Raw genomic sequence first — 24,837 nt, forward strand, 5'->3', positions numbered from 1 at the left:
GACGTATTTCCTTAAGCGAGGCCGAGGCCGGTGACGATCATGTCGATCGCCTTGATGCCGACGAAGGGAACGATGATGCCGCCGAGGCCGTAGACCAGCAGGTTGCGGCTGAGCAGCGCGCCGGCGCCGATGGCGCGGTATTTGACGCCTTTAAGCGACAGCGGGATCAGAGCGATGATGATCAGCGCGTTGAAGATGATGGCCGACAGGATGGCGCTCTGCGGCGTCGCCAGATGCATGATGTTGAGCGCTTGCAGGGGGCCGATTGTATGTCCCGGCGCAACGTAGAAGACGGCAAACATGGCCGGGATGATGGCGAAGTATTTGGCGACGTCGTTGGCGATCGAGAAGGTCGTCAGCGAGCCGCGCGTCATCAGCAGCGCCTTGCCGATCTCGACGATCTCGATCAGCTTGGTCGGGTCACTATCGAGGTCGATCATGTTGCCGGCCTCGCGGGCGGCAACCGTGCCGGTGTTCATGGCGACGCCGACATCCGCCTGCGCCAAGGCCGGCGCGTCGTTGGTGCCGTCACCGCACATGGCGACCAGCTTGCCCTTGGCCTGTTCGTCGCGGATCAGCTTCAGCTTGTCCTCGGGCGTGGCCTGGGCGAGGAAATCGTCGACGCCGGCTTCGGCTGCGATCGCCGCCGCAGTCATCGGATTGTCGCCGGTGATCATCACGGTGCGGATGCCCATTTTGCGCAGTTCGGCAAAGCGCTCGCGGATACCACCCTTGACGATGTCCTTGAGGTGGACGACGCCGAGCAGGCGGCCGTCACGCTCGACGGCCAGCGGCGTGCCGCCCGACTTGGCGATCTCGTCGGCGATCGCCTGGAGATCCTTGACGGTGTCGCTGCCGGGGCGCGTGCCGTGAGTGGCCGATGTCGACTGGCTGACATAGGCGAGAACCGAATCGACGGCGCCCTTGCGCACCGACGAGCCATCGATGTCGACGCCGCTCATCCGGGTCTGCGCGGTGAAGGGCACGAAGCTGGCATGCAAGGTTGCCATGTCACGGGCGCGGATGGCGTATTTCTCCTTGGCCAGCACGACGATCGAGCGTCCCTCAGGCGTCTCGTCGGCGAGCGAGGCGAGCTGCGCGGCATCGGCCAGTTCCTGTTCGGTGACGCCCTTGACCGGCCGAAATTCGGTGGCCTGGCGGTTGCCGAGCGTGATGGTGCCGGTCTTGTCGAGCAAAAGCGTATCGACGTCGCCCGCCGCTTCGACGGCACGGCCGGACATGGCCAGCACGTTGAAGCGCACCAGGCGGTCCATGCCGGCAATGCCGATGGCCGACAGCAGGGCGCCGATGGTGGTCGGGATCAAGGTGACGAACAGCGCGACCAGCACCGTCACCGGGATATAGCCACCGGAATAGGAGGCAAAGCTCGGGATCGTGGCGGTGGCCAGCACGAAGATCAGCGTCATGCCGACGAGCAGGATGTTGAGCGCGATCTCGTTGGGCGTCTTCTGGCGCGAGGCACCCTCGACCAGCGAGATCATGCGGTCGAGGAAGGTGTGGCCGGAGGCGGCTGATATGCGCACGCGAATCCAGTCGGACAGAACCTGCGTGCCGCCGGTGACCGCCGAACGGTCGCCGCCGGATTCGCGAATGACGGGTGCGGACTCGCCGGTGATTGCCGCCTCGTTGACCGAGGCCACGCCTTCGATCACTTCACCGTCGGACGGGATGATGTCGCCGGCTTCGACCAGCACGATGTCGCCAACCTTCAGGCTGGTGCCGGGCACCAGCTTGAACCTGGAGCGGTCTTCGCCGGCAAGCAGCTTGGCCTGGGTTTCGGTGCGCGCCTTGCGCAGCGAATCGGCCTGCGCCTTGCCGCGGCCTTCGGCGACGGCCTCGGCGAAGTTGGCGAACAGCACGGTGAACCACAGCCAGATGATGATCTGCAGCGTAAAGCCGAAATCGCCGCCGCCGGTGACGAGATCCTTGACGAACAGGACCGTGGTAAGAAGCGAGACGATGCCGACGACGAACATCACCGGGTTCCTGACCAGCGTGCGGGGGTCGAGTTTCCTGAAGGCGCCGCCGATGGCCGGCCACAGGATGCGGGCATCCATGATGACCGCGGATTTGGACTGGCTCATTTGATGGCTCCAGAATCTGAACTGTTGGCCGGCACCGACCGATCGGATGCCGAAAAGAGGGGCGGCGGACCATAGGCCAGCAGCCAGATCACGATCATGACTGCCGCGAGGCCGAGGAAGGTAGATACGCTGGGGAAGGGAGGGGGCGTTTCCTCCCCCTCATTGCCGGCTCGTGGGCCGGCTCGCGGCCGGGCCTTCATGCGTTTTGGGTAGAACCAGGACATGACAAGCCTCAGAATGTCTGGCCGTTGATGGCAGCCAGGTGCTCGACGATCGGTCCGATCGCCAGTGCCGGGAAGAAGGTCAGGCCGACGACGATCAGGATGACGCCGACGAGCAGGCCGACGAACAGCGGGCCGTCGGTCGGGAAGGTGCCGGCGGAAGCCGGAACCGTCTTCTTCGTCGCTAGCGAGCCGGCAATGGCAAGCGCTGGAATGATGACGAAGAAGCGACCCACCCACATGGAGATGCCGAGCGTGATGTTGTACCAGGGCGTGTTGCCGGAAAGGCCGCCAAAGGCCGAGCCGTTGTTGGCCGCCGCCGAAGTGTAGGCATAAAGAACCTCGGAGAAGCCATGCGGACCGCCATTGGCCATCGAGGCGACGGCGCTTGGCAGCACGACCGCTATTGCCGTGAAGACCAGCATGACCAGCGGCAGAGCTAGGATGGCGAGCATTGCCATCTTGACCTCCTTGGCCTCGATCTTCTTGCCGAGATATTCGGGCGTGCGGCCAACCATCAGGCCGGCGACGAACACGGTGATGACGATGAACATGACGATGCCGTAGAAGCCGGCGCCGACGCCGCCGACGATGACTTCGCCGAGCTGCATGTTGAGCATCGGGACCAGGCCGCCAAGTGCTGTGAACGAGTCATGCATGGCGTTCACCGCACCGCAGCTCGCAGCCGTGGTGATGACGGCGAATAGTGCCGAAGCGGCAATGCCGAAGCGGCTCTCCTTGCCTTCCATGTTGGCGCCGTCGACGCCCAGCGCATGGACCAGCGGATTGCCCGCGGCTTCCGCCCAGTAGCAGATAACGACGCCAGCGATGAACAGCACACCCATCGTGGCCAGGATCGCCCAGCCCTGGCGCTGGTTGCCGACCATGCGGCCGAAGACGTTGGTGAGTGCGGCACCCAGCGCGAAGATCGTCACCATCTGGATCATGTTGGAGATCGCGTCCGGGTTTTCGAAAGGATGCGCGGCGTTGGCGTTGAAGAAGCCGCCGCCATTGGTGCCGAGCATCTTGATGGCGACCTGCGAGGCGACCGGCCCAAGGGCGAGCGTCTGCTTGGCGCCTTCGAGCGTGGTGGCGTCGACATAAGGCCCGAGCGTCTGCGGCATGCCGAGCCAGACATAGACAAGGGTGAGCACGATGCTGAGCGGCAGCAGGATGTAGAGCGTGCAGCGGGTCATATCGACCCAGAAATTGCCGATCGATTTGGCCGAGGCGCGGGCGAAGCCGCGGATCAGCGCCACCGCAATGGAAATGCCGACGGCGGCGGACATGAAGTTCTGAACAGTCAGGCCGGCCATCTGCACGAGGTAGGACAACGTGCTTTCGCCGCCGTAATTCTGCCAGTTGGTGTTGGTGACGAAGCTGACGGCAGTGTTGAAGGCGAGATTGGGTTCGACCGATGCCATCCCGGCCGGATTGTAAGGCAGGACGCCCTGCAGGCGTTGCAGAAAGTACAGCACCAGGAAACTGGCAAGGCTGAAGAAGATGATGCCGGCCGCATAGGCGGTCCAGTGCTGCTCCTCGAGCTCGCTGGTTCCCGAAATGCGGTAGAGGCCGCGCTCAACGGGCCCGAGTATGGGCGAGAGAAAGGTGCGATCGCCATTGAAGACGCGGTACATGTAGCCGCCGAGCGGCTTCACCAGCAAAACGACGATCCCGCAATAGACCAGGATCTGTATCCATCCGTTGAGTGTCATGGCTTTCCGTGCCTTGCTTCAGAAGCGTTCTGGGCGAACGAGGGCGTATGTGAGGTAGACGAGCAGGAACAAGGTCACGCCGCCACCGAGGATGTAATCGACAAACATGTTGCGATCCTTCCGCTTAAAGAGCGTCGCAGGCTTTGATGTAGGCGAGGGAAAGGGCGAAAAACAAAACCTCGATCCCGATGACGACAATGTCCATTGTGTTGGTCCTTGCTTGTACTTGGCGTCAGTTGCTGGCAGGCCGTAAATTCCATGAGAACGACCCGCCGTAGCTTCGATGGCTACGGCGCCCGGAGCGTTTTGCTCGAAGTGGAATATGGACCCGATCGCCATAAAGGTTCGAGACGGGCCGCGGAGGAAAGATATAAAATTCCTATAAAGATTTCCGGGAGATGGCTCCGTTCCGGGCCGCTAGAAACCGAGGCCATGATATCGCGACCCCTCTTGCGGCGCCGCCGTCTTTCGAAACAATGGGAACGCAAAACGAGGGAAAAACAGATGCTCGACATGGCACCATCGAAACAGGCGGCGACATGGCTTTGCGCGCTTGCACGGGCGCTGGAAGCTGATGACGCCGAGGCGGCCGCCAACCTGTTCGTCGAGGATTGCTACTGGCGCGATCTGCTGGCTTTCACCTGGAACATCACCACGATGGAAGGCCGCGGTGCGATCCGCGACATGCTGCAAGCGACGCTGGCGGAAGCGAAGCCCTCACACTGGACGCTGTCTGGCGAGGCGACCTCGGATGAGGGCACCGTCGAGGCCTGGTTCACGTTCGAAACGTCGGTCGCGCGGGGCGAAGGGATTGTGCGCCTCACGGACGGCCGCTGCCGGACCTTGTTCACGGCGGTGCGGGAGCTCAAAGGGTTCGAGGAGAAAAAGGGACCGGCGCGGCCGCTAGGCATCCGTCACAAGGCCGATCCGAAGCGCGAAACCTGGGCGGAGGCGCGGGCGCGCGAGACGCGTGACCTCGGCGCCACCGAGCAGCCCTATTGCCTGGTGATCGGCGGCGGGCAGGGCGGCATCATGCTCGGCGCGCGGCTGAGGCAGCTCGGCGTGCCCACCATCATCATCGAGAAAAATGCGCGCCCCGGCGATTCCTGGCGCAACCGTTATCGCTCGCTCGTGCTGCACGATCCGGTCTGGTACGACCATCTGCCCTACATTCCGTTCCCGGAGAACTGGCCGGTGTTCACGCCCAAGGACAAGATGGGCGACTGGCTGGAGATGTACACCAGGGTGATGGAGCTCAACTACTGGGTCGCCACCAAATGCGTCAGCGCCAGCTATGACGAGGCCGAGAAGGTGTGGACTTTGGTGGTCGACCGCGTCGGCCGGCAGATCACGCTGAAGCCGAAGCACATTGTCTTTGCCACCGGCGCCTATGGCCCGCCACGCCAGATCGCGCTGCCCGGCGCCGAGACCTTCAAGGGCGAACTCCTGCATTCCAGCCAGTATGCAAGCGGCGAGAAATTCCGCGGCAGACGTGTCGCTGTCATCGGCGCGGCAAGCTCGGGGCACGATGTCAGCGTCGACCTCTGGGAGAGCGGCGCAGACGTCACCATGATCCAGCGGTCGCCGACGACAGTGGTGAAATCCGACACTCTGATGGAAGTCGGCTTCGAGATCTTCTCGGAAAAGGCTCTGGCGCGCGGCATCAGCACCGACAAGGCCGACCTGATCGTCGCGTCCACGCCGTTCGCGCTTGTACCCAAGGGCCAGCGGGATCTTTACGAGGTGATCAAGGCACGCGACGCAGACTTCTACGACCAGCTACGCGCCGCCGGCTTCGCCATCGATTTCGGCGAGGACGAGACCGGGCTGTTGATGAAGGCCTACCGCACCGGCTCCGGCTACTACATCGATGTCGGCGCCTGCGAACTGATCATCAATGGCGAGATCAAAGTGAAGAGCGGCGTCGGCATCAGTTCATTGACGCCGACCGGCATCCTGTTCGACGACCGCAGCGAGCTGGCCGTCGATGCGATCGTCGCCTGTACCGGCTACCAGTCGATGAACGAGACCGTGGCGGCCATCGTCTCGCGCGAGGTCGCCGACAAGGTCGGGCCATGCTGGGGCCTCGGCTCCGGCGTCAAGGGCGATCCCGGTCCTTGGCAAGGCGAGCTGCGCAACATGTGGAAGCCGACGGCGCAGGACGCGCTGTGGTTCCACGGCGGCAATCTGGCGCTGTCGCGGTTTTACTCGAAATATGTGGCGCTGCAGATCAAGGCGCGGATGGAAGGGATTGCGACGCCGGTGTTTGGGGCGGTGAGTAATTCGGGGTAAGGTTCGACCCCCACTCCGTCGAGCTTCGCTCGACACCTCTCCCCCGATCGACGGGGGAGAGGAATGGCGCGAAGCGATTCCAGCTGGCGCCTTTCCTCTCCCTCCGGAGGGGGAGAGGTGGCTCGGCGAAGCCGAGACGGAGTGGGGGAAGGCGGTCCTCAAACGCGCCGCCGAAAGACAGACCATCTCCCATGAAGGGGAGACCAGCTAATCGTGCCTACGCCCGAAATGCCGTGCCGCGACCTCGACATGCGTATGGTGCGTGTGGGCCTCGAAGCGCTCGGTCTCGTTGTGGTCGGCGGCTTCGTTCGGCCACCAGACACCACCCACGACGATGCCGTCCGATGTGAGCCGCTGATCCGCGATCAGCGCCGCACCGACCGCATCGACGAAGGTAAAGCGCCCGGGGCGCAGTCTCAGCACCGCGACATCGCCGACACCGCCAACTTTCAGCGTCCCAAGCTCCGGCCTGGCGATCGCCTCGGCTGGCCTTTGCGTGGCGGCGCGCAGCACCTCGACCAGCGGCATGCCCAGCGCCATTAGCTTCGACATGCAGACCAGTATGTCGAAGGCCGGACCGTCGACGCAATAGAGATGCACGTCGCTGGAGATGACGTCGGGCGCGAGGCCCTCGGCCAGCATCGCTTTCGCCACGGCGAAGTCGAACGATCCCATGCCGTGGCCGATGTCGAAGATGACGCCGCGTTCGCGGGCCAGCCGCATGTCCGGCCGCACCGCGCCGGAGGCGAAGACCGGCGCGTTGGGGAACGGGCGAAAACAGTGCGTGAGGATGTCACCCTTGCGCAGCCGCGGCAGCACTTCGGAGCGGCCGGGCGGCGGCTCGTCTATATGCGCCATCAGCGGCAGGCCGGCCTGGTCGGCGGCTTCCAGCGCGAGATCGACCGGCGCGATGCCGCTGGCGCCGCCGGCATGCTTGCCGGAGCGCACTTTTACGCCGACGACGACATCGGCGTGCTCGCGCACCGCAGCCACCGTCTCGCGTGGCTCGCAGAGCCTGAGATCGCTGCATTCGCCGACAGAGACGCTTTGCGAGAAGCCGAATTGCCGGCAAAGGAGATGTTGACATAGGCCAGGATGCGCACCTTCGAGCGCTCGATGACATGGCGGCGAAAGCCCAGAAAATTGCCGGCGCCGGCGCTGCCGGCATCGATGAAGGTGGTGGTGCCGCTCTTGGCCGCCAGCCGGTCGGCGTCGACGCCAAGCGAGGTGCCGCCCCAGTAGACATGGCTGTGCAGGTCGATGAGGCCGGGTGTGACGATGCAATCACGAGCATCGACTATCTTGGTGGCGTGCTCGGCATCGATCGCCGCCTCGATGGCCACGATGCGTCCGCCCGCAACGGCGACATCGCGCGGCGCGTCCAGGCCCGAGGCCGGATCGATCAGGCGGCCGCCCTTGATCAGGAGATCGAACTGCATCGGCGCCTGCCTCTCTTCGTTTTGGGGCATGATCTCTGGACAAAACGGTTTCCGTTTGTCCGAGAAAACCGGTTTCCACTTTTCGAGATCATGCCCCGACTGGTCAAACCGGCCGGTAGGCGACGGCTTCGACCTCGATTTTGATATCGATCATCAGCCGCGATTCGACCGTGGTGCGGGCCGGCGGATTCTTCGGGAAGTGCTTGGCGTAGACGGCATTGAAGGCGCCGAAGTCGCGCGCGTCCTCGAGCCAGACCGTGGTCTTGACGACATCGTCCATGGTGCAACCGGCCAGCGCGAGTGCCGCCTTCACATTCTGCAGCACCTGCTCGGTCTGCTCGGTGATGCCGCCCTTGACCACGATGCGGTCGCTGTCGACCGGCACCTGGCCTGAGATGTAGACGAAATCCCCGGCGCGCACGGCCGGCGACAGCGGCACGTGGGATGTTCCAAAACACTCTTTAGGCAAAGGAAACTCCTGTTCAGAATGGCGGGCCGCGCCCCGTTTTCGACGACCGCTCTACGCCTGTCCCGGTGATCCTCATAGGGGGCTTTTTGGAAAGCAGCATTTTTCCAAACGCGTGTTGCTTTATCGCAGGCTCGCCAGCATCTTGCGCGTCGCATTTTCCCGACAGGAGATTTCAATGACCTTCGACAAGAACCCGTTTCCAGAGGGCGATGCCGATCGCCACGCGCTCTGGGAAATGTTGGTGCGGCGCGACATCGACGCCTTTATCGGTCAGGACTGGTCGATGGTCGAGGATGATTTCCTCGCCGACAGCTTCTTCGGCATGCATGCGCATTTCCTCAGCGATGCCGACGCCTGGCGTCTGCAATTCCCGAGCCTTGCCGTCTATCGCGACGAATGGCTGCGCCAGGCCAAGGAGACGGCGGCGGCCAGATTCGCCGAGCCGCTGCGCGAGGCGCTGTTTCGCGTCACCAACATGCGCGACATCGATGTCGATGGCGACCGCGCCGTGCTGCACAAGAAGTTCAACGGCTCGGTGGCCAAGGCCGATGGCAGCGTCGACAAGCTGAAATGGCAGACGCTGTATTTTTGCAGGAAGGTGGCGGGCCACTGGAAGATCGGCGGCTTCGTCGGCTACATGCCACATCCCTTGGGGATCTGAGGTTTACCCGCTTATGCTATTGCCGGCTTCGCGCACGAAGACGTCCGCTTCCGGGCTGCAGCTGTAAAAGCTCGCCAACCGAACCCACTCGAGCTCAAGCGAGTTGAACGGGACAGGTTCGTCCAACAGGGCTAGCGGGAGCGGTGGTCGAACACAACCGCCATGGTCTTACCAATTGCCGCCATGACGACGAGTTCGACGAGATCGTCGTCGCTGTCGACACAGGTTGGATCCATGCGGCGGATGGCGTCGAGCGCCGCCCTGGTCGAGACGGTATCGCCGGCGCGGAATCTGGAAAGCGCAGAGGAAACAAGGTTCTGGGTTGTCACGTCGATGACAGGTACGCTCGGCACTACGTTCATGGCTTCCTCCTGCCAAGAACCCTCTCCCGAAGGAAATAATACGCCGAACGACGGCGTGTGCCAGCGGAATCGTGGTCCGACCAGATTGCCTGGAGGGCACGTTTGCGTGTTTGATAGGATCGAGCCCACAGCGTCCAGGACGGGACATGAAACTGTACTTCAGCCGCAATCCCAATCCGCGCCTCGCGGTTGCAACTGCACGTCATCTGCAGGCCAAGGTCGAGTGTGAGTTTGCGGCACCCATGGCGCCCGGGCAGGCTGAGCGGTTTCGTCAGCTCAATCCCAATCTTACCCTGCCGATATTGGCATGGCCGGGCGGCAGCCTGTGGGAAGCAGACGCCATAGCCTGCCTTCTGTCGCGCGAAGCGGGTTCGGATTTCTGGCGCGGCGGCGATGACCAACCCGACATGATCCGCTGGCTGAGCTGGGGCAAGGAGAATTTCGTCCGGGCCTGCGACATCGTGCATTTCGAGCGCGGAACCAAGCAGCGCTACGGGATTGCGCCCGTCGACCAGGGCAAGGTCGAGGAGGGGCTGGCGGAGTTCCGCATCGCGGCAGCGATTCTCGAGGCGGAGCTCGCCAAGCGGCCATGGCTTGTGGGCAAGTCGCTCTCCTATGCCGATTTCCGCATGGCGACGTTTTTGCCGTTCAACGATGCAGCCGGCCTGCCGCTGGCGGACTATCCCTCTGTTCTGGGTTGGTATCGCCGGCTCGAAGCCATCGATGCCTGGCGCGATCCCTTCAACGGGCTGGAAGCGCCGCTTCTGCCGCCGGTCAACTCCGCTTGATGTGCCTTCCCTTTGGGCAGATGGGCTGATGTGTGGCGCTTTGGCAGCATAGGTGTGGAACAGCGGGCGAGTTGCCATGGCGCGCTCGACGGCTCGCGGCCGGGTTGATAAGCCCTGTCCGCAAGGAGAGTCGTGACATGACCGTAGCCATCGAGATGGGACAGACGACGGCGGGTGCGTCGGCGGCGCTCGACCTTGAGGAGCTGCTGGCCACCCGGCTTCTGGTGCAGGGCAATTCCGGCTCCGGCAAATCGCACCTTTTGCGCCGGCTCCTGGAGCAGAGCGCGCCCTGGGTGCAGCAGACCATCATCGACCCGGAAGGCGATTTCGTCTCGCTGGGCGACCATTACGGCCATCTGGTCATCGATGCCGAGGAGCATACGGAGCGTGGCCTGCAAGCAGCCGGCGAGCGGGCGCGCATCCACCGCGTCTCCACGGTGCTCAATCTCGAAGGGCTCGATGCCGAGAACCAGATGCGGCGCGCCGCTGCCTTTCTCGGCGGGTTGTTCGAGGTTGCCCGCGAGCATTGGTATCCGATGCTGGTGGTGGTCGACGAAGCGCAGCTGTTCGCGCCCGCCGTGGCCGGCGAAGTGTCCGACGAGGCGCGAAAGCTCTCGCTCGGCGCCATGACCAATTTGATGTGCCGCGGCCGCAAGCGCGGCCTTGCCGGCATCATCGCCACGCAGCGGCTGGCAAAGCTCGCCAAGAATGTAGCGGCGGAGGCGTCCAATTTCCTCATGGGCCGTACCTTCCTCGATATCGACATGGCGCGCGCCGCCGACCTTCTGGGCATGGAACGGCGTCAGGCCGAGGCGTTTCGAGACCTGGAGCGCGGGCACTTCATGGCGTTGGGCCCAGCGCTGTCGCGCCGTCCGCTGGGCGTGCGCATCGGCCAGACCGAGACCAGCCCGCGCAACGGTACGCCGCGGCTGATGGCAATGCCGGAAACAGCGCTTGAAGACGCGCGCGCCATCATCCTGGCGGCGCCGCCGCCCGAGACGATGCGCGCGCCGCGCCGGATGGCGTCGCCGGAGCTGCTCGACCAGCTGATGGCGGCCAAATCGGCGGCGATGGAGATCCGCCCGGAACCTGCGGAACCGGCGGTAAGCGCCGAGGATATGGCCGAGCGGCGAGAGCGGGTGGACCGTGTCCTGCGCGCCATCCTGGCGCAGCCCGATGCGGGTTTCCGCGTCATCGGCGTGCTTTATCAGGAGTTCGTCGTCCGCTGCCGCATCGAAGGCCTCGCTTCGGTGGTGCCGGACCTCTCAGAATTCCGTCGCATGCTGACGCGTGCCCGCGCCGGGCTCGGCGCCGACATGGCAGGCGATGACGCCTGGCAGGACGTTTCCGTGCGCGCCTCGCTGCTGCCCGAGGACATGCAGGGCGTGTTCATGATGATCGCCCGCGCCGCCAAAGAAGGCTGGCCGTGCCCGAGCGACGCGGCGATCGCGCGCGCCTACGGCTCGCATTCGCTGCGGCGCGCCCGGCGGCTGCTCACCTATATCGAGGAGCAGGGCCTCATCGTCTGCCAGCTCGACGGCACCGGCCGCCGCACGGTGACGCTGGTCGAGCTCGCCTGGGCGACGGCGCCGGGCGACCCCAATGCCGCGGAGGCGGAACAGGGCAGCCTGGCGCTCTGAAAGGCGAACAGGCAGCTACCTGACTTGCTTGCGCGGTTCTGAACAAGATGTGTTTCGCCGATCGGCGCGCGACGATTTATGATGGGTTTCCGAGAATCGCAGAACGGTTCGGGCGGGAGGGTTGTCCGGTGCGGTTGAAATCTCTGGCTGTCTTTGTCTTTGGCCTCCTTGCCATCGCCGGCATCGCCTTGACGATGTCTGCCCGGTCTTTTGCCGCGTCCTCCGATATACCGGCCTGGCTGCAGGCCCATGTCGGCAATGACGACGGCGAGATTTCGCAAGTGGTGCTGGAGCGGGCGCGCGCGCTTTACCTGAAGAAGGTCGCGCAAGGCGCGGTCCACAATGGCTGCTATTTCGCCATGGATGCGACGCGCCCCGGCGATCTCGGCAATGGCGTGCTGGGGCGGCGCTACTACGTCATTTGCGAGGCCAAGCAGTCGTTCAGGGCGATCTCGTCGGGCCATGGCGGCGGCCGCAATTTGAAAGGCGTGGTCGATTTCTCCAACGGCAAACGCTGCGCGAAAAACTTCGGCAATGCCCTGGACTCGTCCTTGACGACCGGTGGCGCCTATATGACCGGCGAGGCAAAGACCTCATTCAAGGGTTTTTACCGCATCGGCGCAAAAAAGGACCAGGCGCTGCTGCGCACCTTCATCCAGTTCGACGGTGAGGGGGAGACGGCGAATGCCAGGCAGCGGGTGATCGGTGGCCACGCGGCGCGGCTGTTGCGCGGCATGTGCCTGCGCAAGAACCCGAACAGCTCCTATGCCGACCATGACGGCTTCGTGCCATACGGCAAGCTGGTGGATTATGCCGGCGGCCGCAGCAATGGCTGCACCAGCTGGTCGCCGTCCGACGCCGACCAGATCATTTCGATGGTGAAGGGCAATCCGACGACGCTCTATATCTACCCGGAATCGCGCGACATCACCGCCGTTGGTAAATCGGGCGCCTATTGGAATGCGTCCTGCCTGAAGGAGATCGGGAAGCCGAAATTCTGGCCGCGAAAGAGCCTTGAGCCGATCATCGCGCAATACGCCAAGGACAACCCGCCACCGCCGCCACAACCGTTGCCGATCTGCACCGGGCGGTGAGGGATGAGTCCTCGGCTCGGCATTGTCGGCGGCGCGGACTGGCTGGGCGGCGCCGCCGATCCGATGGGCTCTACTGATTGATCTCGGGTTCGACGAGCTTTGCCAGATTGCGCAGCGACTCCTGCCAGCCGAGATAGCAGGCTTCGGCCGGAATAACGTCCGGAATGCCGGCCTGCGTGATGTCGAGTTCCGTGCCGACCGACACTTTCTTCAGGAGCACGGTTACTTCGATCTGGCCGGGCAAATTGGGGTCGTCGAACCTGTCGGTGTAGCGCAGGCGCTCGCCGGGAACGAGTTCGAGATATTCGCCGCCGAAGGAATGGCTGCCGCCCGTCGTGAAGTTTCGGAACGACATCTTGAAGGCGCCACCGACTTTCGCGTCGAAGCTGTGCACGGTGCAAGTGAAGCCGTTCGGCGGAAGCCATTTCGCCAGCGCGTCGGCTTCTGTGAATGCGCGGTAGACCTTCTCCGGGCTGGTCGTCAGAACGCGGTGCAAACGTACGGTGCTTGGCATCTCTTCGGTATCCTTTGTGGTTTCGTTGTTCGATGCCCCAAGGACGGGTGAACCTCACCCGGTCCGACATAGCCTGTCAAATTTTCTTGAGCCCTTTGCCGGCAGCCATCCGCCCGCGACTTCGAGTCGCCGCCTCAGGCAGGCGGTCGTGTCGCGTCAAATTGCATGAACCATTGACAGGTTGCCTAACCTTTCGGCGCGGATCTCACAATTATTAAAATTGTAAGTCTCTCCTACAAAGTTGTATTAGGATCAGCTTAACGCCTTCGGCATTATCTATTAAATGAGGGGCGACGATCTCCTTGGTGTACTATAGAATGATTCCCTGGAACGACGGATCAATTTAAGAGTTGATCCGAAATGGTCGCTCGAAGGTTGTCGAACGACCAAGGCAGCACGCGCAAGGAGTGTCGGAATGACCACAGTCCTCAACGCCAAAGGCATTCCACTTCCCTATACCGGCGCTTCCACCCATTGGTTCTCGGCGACTGGAGGCGCGCCTTACCGCTACGGCACCTCGGGCAACGATTCCTTCTGGGGCGACACCAACGTCAAGGTCACCATGTATGGCGGCGCGGGCGACGACTATTACCATCTCTATTCGACGATCAACAAAGCGGTCGAGAACTACGGCGCGGGCGTCGACACGATCGATACCTGGATGAGCTACAAGCTGCCCGCCAATTTCGAGAACCTCGTCGTCACCGGCGACGGCCACTATGCCTTCGGCAATGCTCAGGACAACATCATAACGGGCGGCGCTGGCAGCCAGACGCTGGACGGCGGCAAGGGCAATGACGTGCTGATCGGCGGCGCCGGCGCCGACACCTTCATCATCACCAAGGGCAATGGCAGCGACCTTATCTCCGATTTCGGCGCGACCGACACGGTGCGCCTCAACGGCTATGCCTTCACCTCGTTCGAGGCCGTCCACGCCAATATGGTCCAGGTGGGATCGAACGTGCAGCTGAACCTCGGCTCGAGCGAGGTGCTGGTGTTCCACAACACCACGATCGACAAGTTTCAGCCCGGCCAGTTCGAGCTGCCGATCGACAAGACCGGCATGACGCTGTCGTTCAACGACGATTTCAACACGCTGAGCCTGTGGAACGGCCAGAGCGGCATCTGGGATTCCAATTTCTGGTGGGGGGCGCAGAACGGCAGCTCGCAGCCCCAGAACGGCGAGCTGCAATGGTATATCGACGCCAATTATGCGCCGACCAGCTCGGTCCATCCGTTCAGCGTCGCAAGCGGCGTGCTCACCATAACCGCGGCGCATGCGCCCGACGACATCAAGCCGCTGATCAACAATTACGAATACACTTCCGGCATACTGACGACGCACGACACCTTCTCGCAGACCTATGGCTATTTCGAAATGCGGGCCGATCTCCCGGAAAATGCCGGCGCGTGGCCGGCCTTCTGGCTTCTGCCCGAAGACGGTTCATGGCCCCCGGAACTCGACGTGATCGAAATGTATGGGCAGAACCCGAATGCGCTTCTCATGACCGCGCACACAAATGAGACGGGAACCCACACCACGGTCGGGTCGACGGTGAATGTCTCCAACACCGACGGCTATCACACCTATGGCCTGTTGTGGACGCCGGACAAGCTGGTCTGGACCTATGATGGCGTCCAGGTCGCGGAAGCGGCGACGCCGTCCGATATGAACAAGCCCATGTATATGCTGGTCGACCTTGCGGTCGGCGGTCAAGCCGGCGCGCCGCCCGACCATCTGGCGACGCCCGCGCAAATGAAGATCGACTATATCCACGCCTATACGCTGAACGATTTGCAGCAGAGCCATCTGAGCACGACAGCCGAGCACGCGGTCTAGATGTCACGGGACCGCGCGCCACTCAGGGATGCCGCCATCGGCCTGCGCCCGGTTTTCCTGCGCGGCATCGCCGATATCGGCATCTTTTCGTTGCTGATCAACATCCTGCTCCTGGTGATCCCGCTCTATCTGCTGCAGGTCTATGACCGGGTGTTGCCGTCCTCCAGCGTCGAGACGCTGCTTTATCTCTCGGCCATGGCGGTCCTCGCGCTCGCCTTCCTCGGCCTGCTGGACGCGGTCCGCGCCATCTACGCGCAACGTGTTGCGGCCACCGTCGACCAGAAACTGGGCGCGCGGACATTCGCCGCCTCGCTTGGCGCCAGACATGCCGGCAGCGGGCTGTCGCCGCTGAACGACCTTGCCACGACTTGCGCCTTCATCAGGTCGCGCGGCGTGGCGGTGTTGTTCGACCTGCCGTTTGCGCCCGTCTTCCTGGCCTTGCTCTATTTCATCCATCCCGTCCTGTTCTGGCTGACGCTCGCCGGTGCCGTGCTGCTGTTTCTCCTGGTCGTGGCCAACCAGCTTGCCATCGGCAGGAACGATGCCATGTCGGCGGAACGCTCGGCGGTGGCCAGCCAGGCGGAGCAGGCCTTCGCCCGCAACACCGACACGCTGCGCGCCATGGGCATGGTGCAAAATGCCGCCGCGGTCTGGGGACAGCACGTTGCTGAGGCGCTGACCCTGCATGACCGTTCCGGAAGCGCCAATGCGATCTTCAGCGCGACGTCGCGGGCGCTGCGCATGATGCTGCAACTGGCGATCCTCGGCGCCGGCGCGTGGCTGGTGCTACAAGGGCAGATGACCGCCGGCATGATCTTCGCTTCGTCGCTGGTGTCGTCGCGCGCGCTGCAGCCGCTCGACCAGCTGATCGGATCCTGGCGGCAGATCGTCGACGCCAAGCGATGCTGGAAGCGGCTGGACACCGCCCTTGCGGCGCAACCAGCGCAGGGGCGCAAGCTCGCACTGCCCGATCCATTGGGCGCGATTTCGGTGCAGGATCTGTTCTTCATCGCGCCGACTGCGGCTTTCGGCACGGAGCCCATCCTCAAGCGGTTGAATTTTGCCATCGGCGCCGGCGAAGCGGTGGCGATCGTCGGCCCGAGCGGGGCCGGCAAATCGACGCTGGCGAAATTGCTTGTGGGCGCGCTGCAGCCGACCGGCGGCGCGGTCAGGGTCGACGGCGCCGACCTGAGGAGCTGGGACGAAACCCAGCTTGGCAGGCATATCGGCTATCTCGCGCAGGAGGTGGAGCTTTTCCCGGGATCGATCGCGCAAAATGTCGCCCGCTTCGAACCCGACGCCGATGACGCCGCGATCGTCGAAGCGGCCAGGCGCGCCGAGGCGCATGAGCTGATTCTCACGCTGCGCGACGGCTATCAGACCATGATAGGCCCGTCGCATACCGTGCTGTCGGGCGGCGAGCGCCAGCGGATAGGGCTGGCGCGCGCCTTCTACGGCAAGCCACGCATCCTGGTGCTGGACGAGCCCAACGCCCATCTCGACGGCAGTGGGGAGGCGGCGCTCGAAGGGATGCTTTCGGCCGCGCGAAGTGTAAGCGTCACGACAGTCGTCATCACGCATCGCCCTTCGATCGCCGCGGCCTGCGACCGCGTCATGGTCCTGCGCAACGGCATGGTCGAAGCTTTCGGCCCTGCGAGCGAGGTGCTGAGGCAACCGGCGGCCGGCAAGGCCGGGAGCGCGGTGGTGACAGGCTCGTTCGTGCCGACCGTGCGCCCGCACAGCGTCCGCTTCGGGTCATAGACGATGATGCAGCAGAGCCTCGCCTTCGAAGGTCGACCGCGCACCGACTTCCGCCGCATGGCCGTCGTCGGCTACGTGGCCATAGCGCTCTTCGTCGGCTGCTTCGGCTATTGGGCGGCGAACGCGCCGCTCTCCGGCGCGGTGATCACCTCCGGCACGATCTCGGCGACGGGCGGCAACATCCTCATCCAGCACCCCGAGGGCGGCATCATCGAGCAGTTGCTGGTGCATGAAGGCGACCGCGTGCAACAAGGCGAACCGCTGGTCCTGCTCGACCGCAGGGCGGCCGAGACCGACCTCAACCGGCTGACCAGACAGACGATCGCGCTCAGGGCAAGTGCCGCGCGACTTGAGGCCGAGCGCGACGGATCGGACAGGCTGGCGCCGATCGCCGAAGCAGCACCCGCGCCGTTCCAGCGCGATTTCGACAATCTGGTGCACGAACAGCAGAAGGAGTTCGAGGCCAGGCTCGCCCGGTTCCGCTCCGAGCAGTCGATCCTGGCGCAGCGCGTCGCCATGCATCGTGAGTCGGCGCTGGGACTGGAGGCGCAGAAACTCGCCATCCAGCAACAGGCCGAGATCGTGAAGAAGGAACTCGGCATCAAGACCGGCCTGCTCGACAAGGGTCTCACCAACCGCAGCGAATATTCGCAGCTTCTGCGCAGCGAGGCCGATCTGGTCGGCCAGGCCGGCGCGCTGGAGGCGGATATCGCAGCGACCAAGACGCAGATCGTCGAAGCCCAGGCGCAGGTCGAGCGCGCGACCACGCAGCGCGTCGAGGACGCGCTGACCAAGCTCGACGAGGTTCGCACCAGCCTGGCCGACATCGGCGAACAGATCACCGCAGCCGAGGCGGTGCTGGGGCGCACGACGATCAAGGCGCCGGCAGCCGGCATCGTGGTATCCTCGATCTACAACTCCAAAGGCAGCGTGATTGCGCCGGGGCAGAAGATCATGGAGATCCTGCCGACCGCGTCGGGCCTCATCGTCGACGCGAAGCTGCGGCCGAAAGACGTGGACCTGGTTCGCGTCGGCCAGCCGGCGAAGCTCAGGCTGTCCGCCCTGAACGCGCGCCTCACCCCTGAGGTCCCGGCTACGGTGAAGCAAATTTCCGCCGACCGGCTGATCGATGAAACCACGCATGAGGCGTATTTCCGCGCCAGGCTGAAGATCACCGACACGCTGCCGCAGGGCGTGAAAGCCGAGCAGCTTTACCCAGGAACGCCGGTCGAGGCGTTTATCAGCACCGGCGACCGAACCTTCCTCGAATATCTGGCGCGGCCGATGCTGGACTCGTTCGCGCGGGCGTTCACGGAGCGATAGGCGCCAACTCGTCCTCCCAGTTGACGCCGCCGTAGAACACCCTGAGAATCACCACCTGGTCGCCTTCTACGGTGAAGGCCACAGTCAGGCGGCGCTCGAAGCCAACGATGCGAAGCCCCGGCCGCACATCATCCCTTAGGGTTCCGCGTTCCGAGGCATAGTCGAGACCCAGGCAAAATCGCTCGATCCGCTCGATGTAGCGAAGGGCGGTGAGGTTGCCGGATGCGTGAGCGACCGTGTCGTATATCCATAACAGGTCCGTCTGGGCTTCCGGCAAAAGGACAACATGCCGGCGCTTCACACGTTCCCCTTGAGGCGAGCTGCGTGATGTGCGCGGATGCTGTCAAAAGACTTGTCGGCCGGGATGGCCTGGGAGGGGTCTGCCTTCCACCTATCATAGGTCGGCGCGACCTCCTCACGCAGCCAGCGCTCCACGGCGGCGTCGCGTTCCTGCAATGCGCGAAGACCGGCGCGGATCACTTCACTGCTGGTCGCGTATGTGCCGGACCGAACGAGCTGGTCGATGAAAGCAGCCTGCTCGGCCGGCAGGCTGAAGGTGCGTTTTTCGGTGGCGGACATCGATCCCTCCTATCAGGTTGGTATGATATTATCATACCAACGGCGAGATCGCACGCCCCAATATAGGCTTAGGGACCGCTCCCCTTGCCGTCGGCAAAGACACCGGACATTCGGTTCGGATGCCTGAGATGGGTCGGCGTGATACCGGTCTGATGGCGGAAGACACGGCTGAAATGGCCGGCATTGGGAAAACCGCAGCGGTAGGCGATGTCGCCGATTGCCAAGTCGCTCCCCTCCAGCAGCGACTTGGCCTGATGTACGCGCAGCGCAAGATAGGCGGCCATCGGGCCGATGCCGAGCTCGGCGCCGAACAGCCGCTCAAGCTGGCGCCGGGATAAATGCAACCGGCCCGCGATCTCGGCGACCGACAGCGTCTCCTGGAGATTGCTTTCCATCAGAAGCAGCGCCCGTTTCACCGCTCGGCTCGACGCGGCCGGAAAGAGATCGCCGACGGGCTGCACATCCAGGCTCGAGCGGATGCGGTCGAGCACGAGGATCTTGGCGGCTTTTTCCGCCGCCTTGCGGCCGATGAACTGCGACACGAAATGGCCGGCAAGGTCGGCCGCACCCGTGCCGCCGGCGCAGGTCGAGCGGCCCCTATCGACGGAAAACAGGCTGTCGGCATGGGCGTTCACGTCAGGGAATTGGCTGCGGAAATCCTTGATATGGAACCAGCTGACGGCGGCACTGTAGCCATCGAGCAGGCCGTAGCGCGCGAGCACGAAGCTGCCGGTGCAGAGTGCCGTCAGCGGCACGCACTTTTCGGCCGCCCGCAACAGGAAGGCCTCCTTTTCGGAGCTGAGGCTGCGGTTGGTGTCGAGCAGACCGCCGACCACGACGACATTGTCGAACTCCTGCGGATTGCCGATCGCCTTGGTCGGCAGCAACTCGACACCGCAACTCGCGCGGATCGGCAGGCCACGCTCGCCGACGATCTCCCAGTCGAACTCGATCCGGCGGCTGCGGTCGCCTTCATCGCCGGCCAGCCGCAGCGTGTCGATGAACAGCGACAGCGGCGACAGCGTGAAGTCGCGAACCAAGAGAAACGCAAACCGCCTGGCCATTGTTGCTCCGAAACGTTCCTTCGGGTGGATGGAAGCAAAGATGTCGCACAGGCGAGCACGCGGCGCTTTTCAGGAGAAGCCACCGGATGTCGGAGATGAGATCGACGGCCTCAGTGCGGAGCTGGAAATTCTCTGGGTTGTGTGGTGGTCATGGGATGTCGTCATCTACGCTCACACAAGACAGGCAGATGGACCAGTGGAATTGATCAGCATGGCACGGCGTGAGAAAAACCCTATCGTGTTTGTGTAACCTGCAGCACCAAAGCGGAGCCCAAGCCATGACCCTCACCAATCGCGATATCATCGAGCTGACGGCATGGCGCCGCAAGCTGCACCAAAACCCGGAAATCTCCAACGAGGAAGAACAGACCGCCAAGGAAGTCGTCAGCTTCCTCGCCGATACAGCGCCGGACAAGGTGCTGACCGGCCTCGGCGGTCATGGCGTGGCGGCGGTCTATGACAGCGGCCAGGCGGGACCGACGGTGCTGTTCCGCTCGGAGATCGATGCGCTGCCTATCGAGGAGCTTTCGGGCGTCGAGCATGCCTCGCAGGTGCCGGGAAAATCGCATATGTGCGGCCATGACGGCCACACCGCGATCCTCGCCGCACTTGGCCGCCAGCTCGGGCGTGAGCGGCCGGCCCGCGGCCGCGTCGTCTTGATGTTCCAGCCGGCGGAGGAGACCGGCAATGGTGCGGCCGGCGTCGTCGCCGATCCACGCTTTGGCGAGATCGCGCCGGACTTCGCCTTCTCGCTGCACAATCTGCCGGGCGTGCCGTTCGGCGAGGTGCGTCTCAAGCCCGGCGTCGTCAACTGCGCCTCGCGCGGCATCCGCATCGTGCTGGACGGCAAGACCGCGCATTCCTCCATGCCCGAAACCGGCGTGTCGCCGATGCCGGCGATCAGCCAGCTGATGCCGGCGCTTCCGGCACTGGGGCGCGGCACTTTCGCCGATGACGATTTCAGCATGGTCACCGTCACCCATGCGACGATGGGCGAGGCCGTGTTCGGCATCGCGCCCGGCTACGCCGAGGTTTGGGCGACGCTGCGCACAAGGCGTGACGAGCGCATGGCGGAGCTGGTCGCAGCTGCGGAGGCGCTGGCCGCCAGGATAGCGGCCGAGCACCACCTTTCCGTGCGCTGCGACTATCACGAAATCTTCGTCGCCAGCGTCAATGCGCCGGACGCGGTGGAACATCTCAACCGCGCGCTGGACGAAGAGGGCGTCGCGCGCAGCGAGGAAGCCCTGCCGATGCGCGCTTCGGAAGATTTTGGCATCTTCGGCCACAAGGCGAAGTCGGCGATGTTCTTCCTCGGCGCGGGCGAGCGCACCCCGTCATTGCACAATCCCGATTATGATTTTCCCGACGATCTGATCCCGATCGGTTCGAAGATCTTCATGCGCACGGCGCGCAACCTGCTGGGGTGAGCGGCCCTGCAAAATCCGCATCCTGAAGCTGCCTTTTTCCCGCTGGAATCGTCTTGTAGTCGCCTCCTACATTAGGAGGGGCTTGCGGATGAGAATTGCAATGGTCGTCGCGTTGACTGCGACAGTGGCAGGGTGCGTATCGTCTCCGGTCCAGTATGGAGCCTCGCTCTCGACCCAAGACCCGAAATGGGCGACGCCGGAATGCCAGCAGGCCCGCACCGATGCCATGAATTACGACGCGCGCGAGAAGGAGCATCCGGGATGGGCCGCCGGCGTCGTGCTGGGGCCCTACAGCATGGGCCTCGTGGCGGCCATCAAGGAGAACGAGCAGAAGCAGCGAAGGCTGCTCGCACGCGAGGTGCATTTGCAGTGCTCAAGCCTGCCCTTGCCGAGGGATCTGGACTTCGATCCAAAGATCTACGCGCCAAAGCCGACGCATTACCCCTGAGGGTGGCTTGCCGGCGGCGATCATGATGCGCCCTTGGCGTCAGAGGCCAGTCGACCGGCCCGCGCAGCTCGGGTAACAATGACCGTCTTTGGCGAAAGGGGTCCAATGCGGCAAGTGCCCATCGTGATGCAGCCGTTTGGCGGCATGGCGAACAAGATGTTCCAGTACATGTTTTGCCATGTGCTGGCGAAGCGTATCCCCGGTGGCTATGTCTGCGACGCCGACCTGCCGGAATGGTCCATTGCCAGGGTGCGGCCGCCTTTGTTGTGGAAATACCGGCTGCTTCGGGTCGACGGCTATCACCGCTACGACCTCGACGGGATCATAGCCGCGTTCCGCGACAGGCGAGCGCGGAGCATCCGCTTCAAGGGCTTCGCGCAGCGGCTGGGTTATTATGACCGGGACGAGGTCTCCGGGCTGTTCGACGGGCGTGCCGTCGCCGCGCCGACCCATGGCGACGATTTTCTCGTCATCCATGTGCGGGCCGGCGACATCCTCGACGGCTTCCACCGCAACTATTGCCCGATGCCATTCGGCTTCTTCGAGACGCTCATCAAGGATAGCGGCCGCAAGCCGGTCTTCGTCGGCCAGACCCATGACGACAACGATTATTGCCGGCGCCTGCGTCAGCGTTTTCCCGATGCTGTCTTCGCGCCGAAGGCGTCGCCATTGACCGATTTCGAGACGCTGCGCCGGGCGAGCCATCTCGTCACGGGGGTGAGCAGCTTCTCCTGGCTGGCCGGTTGGTTGTCTTCGGCGCGGACGATCCATCTGCCGGTGGCCGGCATATTCGACCGGTGCATCAGGCCGGATATCGACCTGCTGCCGCTTGACGACCCACGCTATCGGTTCCACCAGTTCGACATGGGCGACTGGACGGGCTCTTCGGAGCAGCTTGCGGCATTTTATGGCGATGCGATCCCGTTCCGTCAGGTCGAGCCTCAAGCAGCAGCGGGTGGCGCCGGGAAAGCGTTGCGATGAGAATTCCGTTTTCCGTCAACAGGCCGGTGATCTGCGCGATCATGAAGCTGGAGCAGCCCTATGTGATCGAGTGGGTCGCCTGGCACAAGCTGCATGGCTTCGACCTGATGATCGCCGACAACTGCAGCGCCGGCCCGCAGTCGGCGGTGCTCCAGGCGTTGCGCGATGCCGGCTGGATCCGGCTCGTCGACTGGCGGCACGACACGGTGCTGCCGCAGCGGCGGGCCTATTCCTATCTTTACTGGCAGGCATTGCTCCACGGCTATCGCTATCTGGGCTTCATGGACGCCGACGAGTTCCTCGAGCCGCTCGACGGGCCGCCCTGGAGCGGAGCCGAACTGGTCCGCTCGCTTTTGAGCCGCCCGGGCGTGCGCAGCGTCGCCTTTCGCTGGGTGAATTTCGGCAGCGACGGCAAAGAGGCCTATGACGACGAACTGGTGACGGTGCGGTTTCAAAGGCGCGGCACGCATGACGCCCCGACCGCGCGCTGGAAGAAGTCGTTTGCCCGCGTGTCCTCGGTGCTGCGCAAGGCGCTGCGGGATCCCGGGCAGTTCATGCCGCACCCGCACGGTTTCCGCATCTCGCTGCGCAGGACGCTGGTCGACGGCATGACGCTCGACAAGCACCCGGCGGCCATGCCGATGGAATGGAAGATCGGCTGGATCCGCCACTATGCCGTGAAATCGAGGCAGGAACTGGCCGACAAGCATGCCCGCGGCGGCGGCTTCACGCCGTTGAGCGAGGCGCCGTCGCTGGACGAGTACCGGGTATCGAGAGATCAGAACGATATTATCGATCCGCTCGACGATGCGACGGTGGGCGCCTTGCGGGCAAAGGTTTCGGAAATCGTCAGGTCGCTCGACCCGGCGGTCATCGCCCAGACGCGGCCGCTTTTCACGCAGCGGGGTCGAGGATCAGCGGCGCGGTAGCCATGCCGTGAAACGACATCGCGGCGCGGCGCTCGGCATTTGCGGCATCGAGCCGCCATCCGGGCGCACGGGTGAACAGGGCTGCTATCATCGCCGCGATCTCGATACGGGCGACATGTTGCCCGAGGCAGACATGCAGGCCGGTGCCGAAGGTCATCGACATGGCTGGCGGGCGCGTGAGGTCCAGCCGGTCGCCATCGGCGAAGACGGCATCGTCGCGATTGCCGCTGCCGAGCACCGGCACGACCGCTTCGCCAGCCGCAATCCTGACGTCGCCGAGGTCGATGTCCTGCGCCGCGATGCGGGCGACGGCGTATTGCACCGAGGCGCCATAGCGCAGCAGTTCGGCCGCCGCGCTGCTCCAGTCGACAGCGCCGCGCTCGAGCAGCGCGCGCTGTTCGGGAAAGCGATCCAGCGCAACAATTGCGTTCCCGAGAGCGTCGACGACAGTCTCCTGTCCGGCAAACAGCATGAAGACGATGTTGGCCACCATGTCCCCGCGCGACCAGCGGCCTTGCGCAACCTCCCGCACCATGCCGGCAACCATTCCGTCCGGCCGGTAGGCCTGTCGAGCCAGCCGCTCCTCGACAAAAGCCTGGCATTCGCGATAGGCCTCGGCGCTTGCTGCCGGCGGCTGCGCTCTTCGCAGGTCGAATGCGCTGGCCATGCGGCGGGTCACCGATTTCAACGCCCAAGGGTCCTCGATCTCGATGCCGAGGATTTCCTGCAGCAGCCAGAAGGACACCGGCACGGCGAGCCCGGCGACGGCGTCGACGCGGCCATCCGCCAGCGCACGCTCGACCAGCTCGTGGCTCAGCGCGCGAAGACCTTGCGTCAGCGCTTCGATGGCCGGCCGTGAGAAAAAGCCAGCGACCGGCCGGCGCAAGGCGCCATGCTGAGGCGGATCGGCGAGCAGCACCGAGCGGCTGAGCAGAGCCATGGGCGCATGGTCGACGAGCTTGCGGCGGACCTCTTCATATGTACCCGGCGGCGCCTGAAGAAGAGCGGGATGCTTCAGCGCGCCCGACACCAGCTCATGGCTGAACACATAATGCGCGTCGGCCAGCTCGGGATAGGGCGCGACGCCGCGCGCAATGCCGCCGGCGGCGCGCATGCGGGCGAAATGCGGAAACGGGTCGTCGCCGAGCGCGAACGGATCGAAATGCGGAGCTGTCATGACGGCTC

The 24,837-nt window shown here is 64.1% G+C and carries 22 protein-coding genes and 1 pseudogene; 12 read left to right on the top strand and 11 right to left on the bottom strand.

The features are described 5' to 3' along the window. Nucleotides 1–11: 11 nt before the first annotated feature. From kdpB to NKJ77_RS01970, 3 genes are all read right to left on the bottom strand, one after another. Nucleotides 12–2,105: a potassium-transporting ATPase subunit KdpB gene (gene kdpB / locus NKJ77_RS01960; protein ID WP_023828336.1), complete on the bottom strand. Its 2,094-nt coding sequence runs from the start codon at nt 2,103–2,105 to the stop codon at nt 12–14. Between the two features lie 232 nt (nt 2,106–2,337). Then, complete coding sequence (kdpA, locus tag NKJ77_RS01965) at nt 2,338–4,041, bottom strand: potassium-transporting ATPase subunit KdpA (RefSeq protein ID WP_352534082.1); 1,704 nt, start codon at nt 4,039–4,041, stop codon at nt 2,338–2,340. 18 nt (nt 4,042–4,059) lie between these two features. Then, complete coding sequence (locus NKJ77_RS01970) at nt 4,060–4,149, bottom strand: K(+)-transporting ATPase subunit F (RefSeq protein WP_023691936.1); 90 nt, start codon at nt 4,147–4,149, stop codon at nt 4,060–4,062. Nucleotides 4,150–4,545: 396 nt separating this feature from the next. On the opposite strand from NKJ77_RS01970, the gene NKJ77_RS01975 reads away from it, so the two are divergent. Beyond that, on the top strand, nt 4,546–6,333 hold the full coding sequence (locus tag NKJ77_RS01975; protein ID WP_352534084.1) for a flavin-containing monooxygenase: 1,788 nt from the start codon (nt 4,546–4,548) through the stop codon (nt 6,331–6,333). A gap of 207 nt (nt 6,334–6,540) precedes the next feature. Here NKJ77_RS01975 and NKJ77_RS01980 read toward each other — a convergent pair. Together NKJ77_RS01980 and NKJ77_RS01985 are read right to left on the bottom strand one after the other, a co-directional pair. After that, nucleotides 6,541–7,772: pseudogene (locus NKJ77_RS01980) on the bottom strand (amidohydrolase/deacetylase family metallohydrolase). A gap of 103 nt (nt 7,773–7,875) precedes the next feature. Beyond that, the gene (locus NKJ77_RS01985; protein ID WP_023707576.1) at nt 7,876–8,241 is read right to left on the bottom strand and encodes a RidA family protein; all 366 of its coding nucleotides are present in this window, start codon (nt 8,239–8,241) and stop codon (nt 7,876–7,878) included. A 175-nt stretch (nt 8,242–8,416) separates the two neighbouring features. On the opposite strand from NKJ77_RS01985, the gene NKJ77_RS01990 reads away from it, so the two are divergent. Then, a complete protein-coding gene (locus NKJ77_RS01990; protein WP_023669704.1) occupies nt 8,417–8,902 on the top strand; it encodes a hypothetical protein in 486 nt (161 codons plus the stop codon). 131 nt (nt 8,903–9,033) lie between these two features. On the opposite strand, the gene NKJ77_RS01995 is transcribed toward NKJ77_RS01990, so the two are convergent. Next, on the bottom strand, nt 9,034–9,264 hold the full coding sequence (locus NKJ77_RS01995; protein ID WP_023669703.1) for a hypothetical protein: 231 nt from the start codon (nt 9,262–9,264) through the stop codon (nt 9,034–9,036). 146 nt (nt 9,265–9,410) lie between these two features. Here NKJ77_RS01995 and NKJ77_RS02000 point away from each other — a divergent pair, with 146 nt between their 5' ends. The 3 genes from NKJ77_RS02000 (at nt 9,411) to NKJ77_RS02010 (ending at nt 12,786) form a co-directional block, all read left to right on the top strand. Beyond that, a complete protein-coding gene (locus tag NKJ77_RS02000; RefSeq protein WP_352534086.1) occupies nt 9,411–10,052 on the top strand; it encodes a glutathione S-transferase family protein in 642 nt (213 codons plus the stop codon). Nucleotides 10,053–10,189: 137 nt separating this feature from the next. After that, on the top strand, nt 10,190–11,692 hold the full coding sequence (locus NKJ77_RS02005; RefSeq protein ID WP_023737555.1) for a helicase HerA domain-containing protein: 1,503 nt from the start codon (nt 10,190–10,192) through the stop codon (nt 11,690–11,692). 128 nt (nt 11,693–11,820) lie between these two features. Further along, complete coding sequence (locus tag NKJ77_RS02010; RefSeq protein ID WP_352534088.1) at nt 11,821–12,786, top strand: hypothetical protein; 966 nt, start codon at nt 11,821–11,823, stop codon at nt 12,784–12,786. A gap of 70 nt (nt 12,787–12,856) precedes the next feature. On the opposite strand, the gene NKJ77_RS02015 is transcribed toward NKJ77_RS02010, so the two are convergent. After that, entirely contained in the window at nt 12,857–13,300 is a 444-nt protein-coding gene (locus tag NKJ77_RS02015; RefSeq protein ID WP_023683102.1) for an SRPBCC family protein, read from the bottom strand. A gap of 415 nt (nt 13,301–13,715) precedes the next feature. Between NKJ77_RS02015 and eglC the strand changes: the two genes are divergently transcribed. The 3 genes from eglC to NKJ77_RS02030 are packed head-to-tail and all read left to right on the top strand — an operon-like array spanning nt 13,716 to nt 18,224. Further along, on the top strand, nt 13,716–15,140 hold the full coding sequence (eglC, locus tag NKJ77_RS02020) for an endo-1,3-1,4-beta-glycanase EglC (RefSeq protein WP_023669698.1): 1,425 nt from the start codon (nt 13,716–13,718) through the stop codon (nt 15,138–15,140). Further along, a complete protein-coding gene (locus NKJ77_RS02025; RefSeq protein ID WP_352534090.1) occupies nt 15,141–16,901 on the top strand; it encodes a type I secretion system permease/ATPase in 1,761 nt (586 codons plus the stop codon). Between the two features lie 3 nt (nt 16,902–16,904). Continuing rightward, nucleotides 16,905–18,224 (top strand): HlyD family type I secretion periplasmic adaptor subunit, encoded by a 1,320-nt coding sequence (locus tag NKJ77_RS02030; protein ID WP_352534092.1) that lies wholly within the window; start codon nt 16,905–16,907, stop codon nt 18,222–18,224. On the opposite strand, the gene NKJ77_RS02035 is transcribed toward NKJ77_RS02030, so the two are convergent. From NKJ77_RS02035 to NKJ77_RS02045, 3 genes are all read right to left on the bottom strand, one after another. Then, nucleotides 18,211–18,525, bottom strand: coding sequence for a type II toxin-antitoxin system RelE/ParE family toxin (locus NKJ77_RS02035; protein WP_023669695.1), 315 nt, complete (start codon nt 18,523–18,525; stop codon nt 18,211–18,213). The two genes, NKJ77_RS02030 and NKJ77_RS02035, sit on opposite strands and share 14 nt — an antisense overlap. Beyond that, nucleotides 18,522–18,803, bottom strand: a complete 282-nt coding sequence (locus NKJ77_RS02040) for a type II toxin-antitoxin system ParD family antitoxin (RefSeq protein ID WP_023669694.1) — start codon at nt 18,801–18,803, stop codon at nt 18,522–18,524. Before NKJ77_RS02040 ends, NKJ77_RS02035 begins: the two co-directional genes overlap by 4 nt. Before the next feature lie 68 nt (nt 18,804–18,871). After that, nucleotides 18,872–19,867: a GlxA family transcriptional regulator gene (locus NKJ77_RS02045; protein WP_023744108.1), complete on the bottom strand. Its 996-nt coding sequence runs from the start codon at nt 19,865–19,867 to the stop codon at nt 18,872–18,874. A gap of 278 nt (nt 19,868–20,145) precedes the next feature. On the opposite strand from NKJ77_RS02045, the gene NKJ77_RS02050 reads away from it, so the two are divergent. The 4 genes from NKJ77_RS02050 to NKJ77_RS02065 all read left to right on the top strand — a co-directional run bounded on the left by NKJ77_RS02050 (nt 20,146) and on the right by NKJ77_RS02065 (nt 23,652). Then, entirely contained in the window at nt 20,146–21,294 is a 1,149-nt protein-coding gene (locus NKJ77_RS02050; RefSeq protein WP_023831698.1) for an amidohydrolase, read from the top strand. Nucleotides 21,295–21,382: 88 nt separating this feature from the next. After that, nucleotides 21,383–21,742, top strand: a complete 360-nt coding sequence (locus NKJ77_RS02055; protein ID WP_023691921.1) for a hypothetical protein — start codon at nt 21,383–21,385, stop codon at nt 21,740–21,742. 105 nt (nt 21,743–21,847) lie between these two features. Then, entirely contained in the window at nt 21,848–22,723 is an 876-nt protein-coding gene (locus NKJ77_RS02060) for an alpha-1,2-fucosyltransferase (protein ID WP_023686531.1), read from the top strand. Then, nucleotides 22,720–23,652 (top strand): glycosyltransferase family protein, encoded by a 933-nt coding sequence (locus NKJ77_RS02065; protein ID WP_352534095.1) that lies wholly within the window; start codon nt 22,720–22,722, stop codon nt 23,650–23,652. Before NKJ77_RS02060 ends, NKJ77_RS02065 begins: the two co-directional genes overlap by 4 nt. On the opposite strand, the gene NKJ77_RS02070 is transcribed toward NKJ77_RS02065, so the two are convergent. After that, nucleotides 23,618–24,829: a cytochrome P450 gene (locus NKJ77_RS02070; RefSeq protein WP_352534097.1), complete on the bottom strand. Its 1,212-nt coding sequence runs from the start codon at nt 24,827–24,829 to the stop codon at nt 23,618–23,620. The genes NKJ77_RS02065 and NKJ77_RS02070 overlap by 35 nt on opposite strands. Nucleotides 24,830–24,837: the final 8 nt, after the last annotated feature.

Source organism: Mesorhizobium sp. M0052 (assembly GCF_040323255.1).
In the GTDB taxonomy this organism is placed as follows: domain Bacteria; phylum Pseudomonadota; class Alphaproteobacteria; order Rhizobiales; family Rhizobiaceae; genus Mesorhizobium.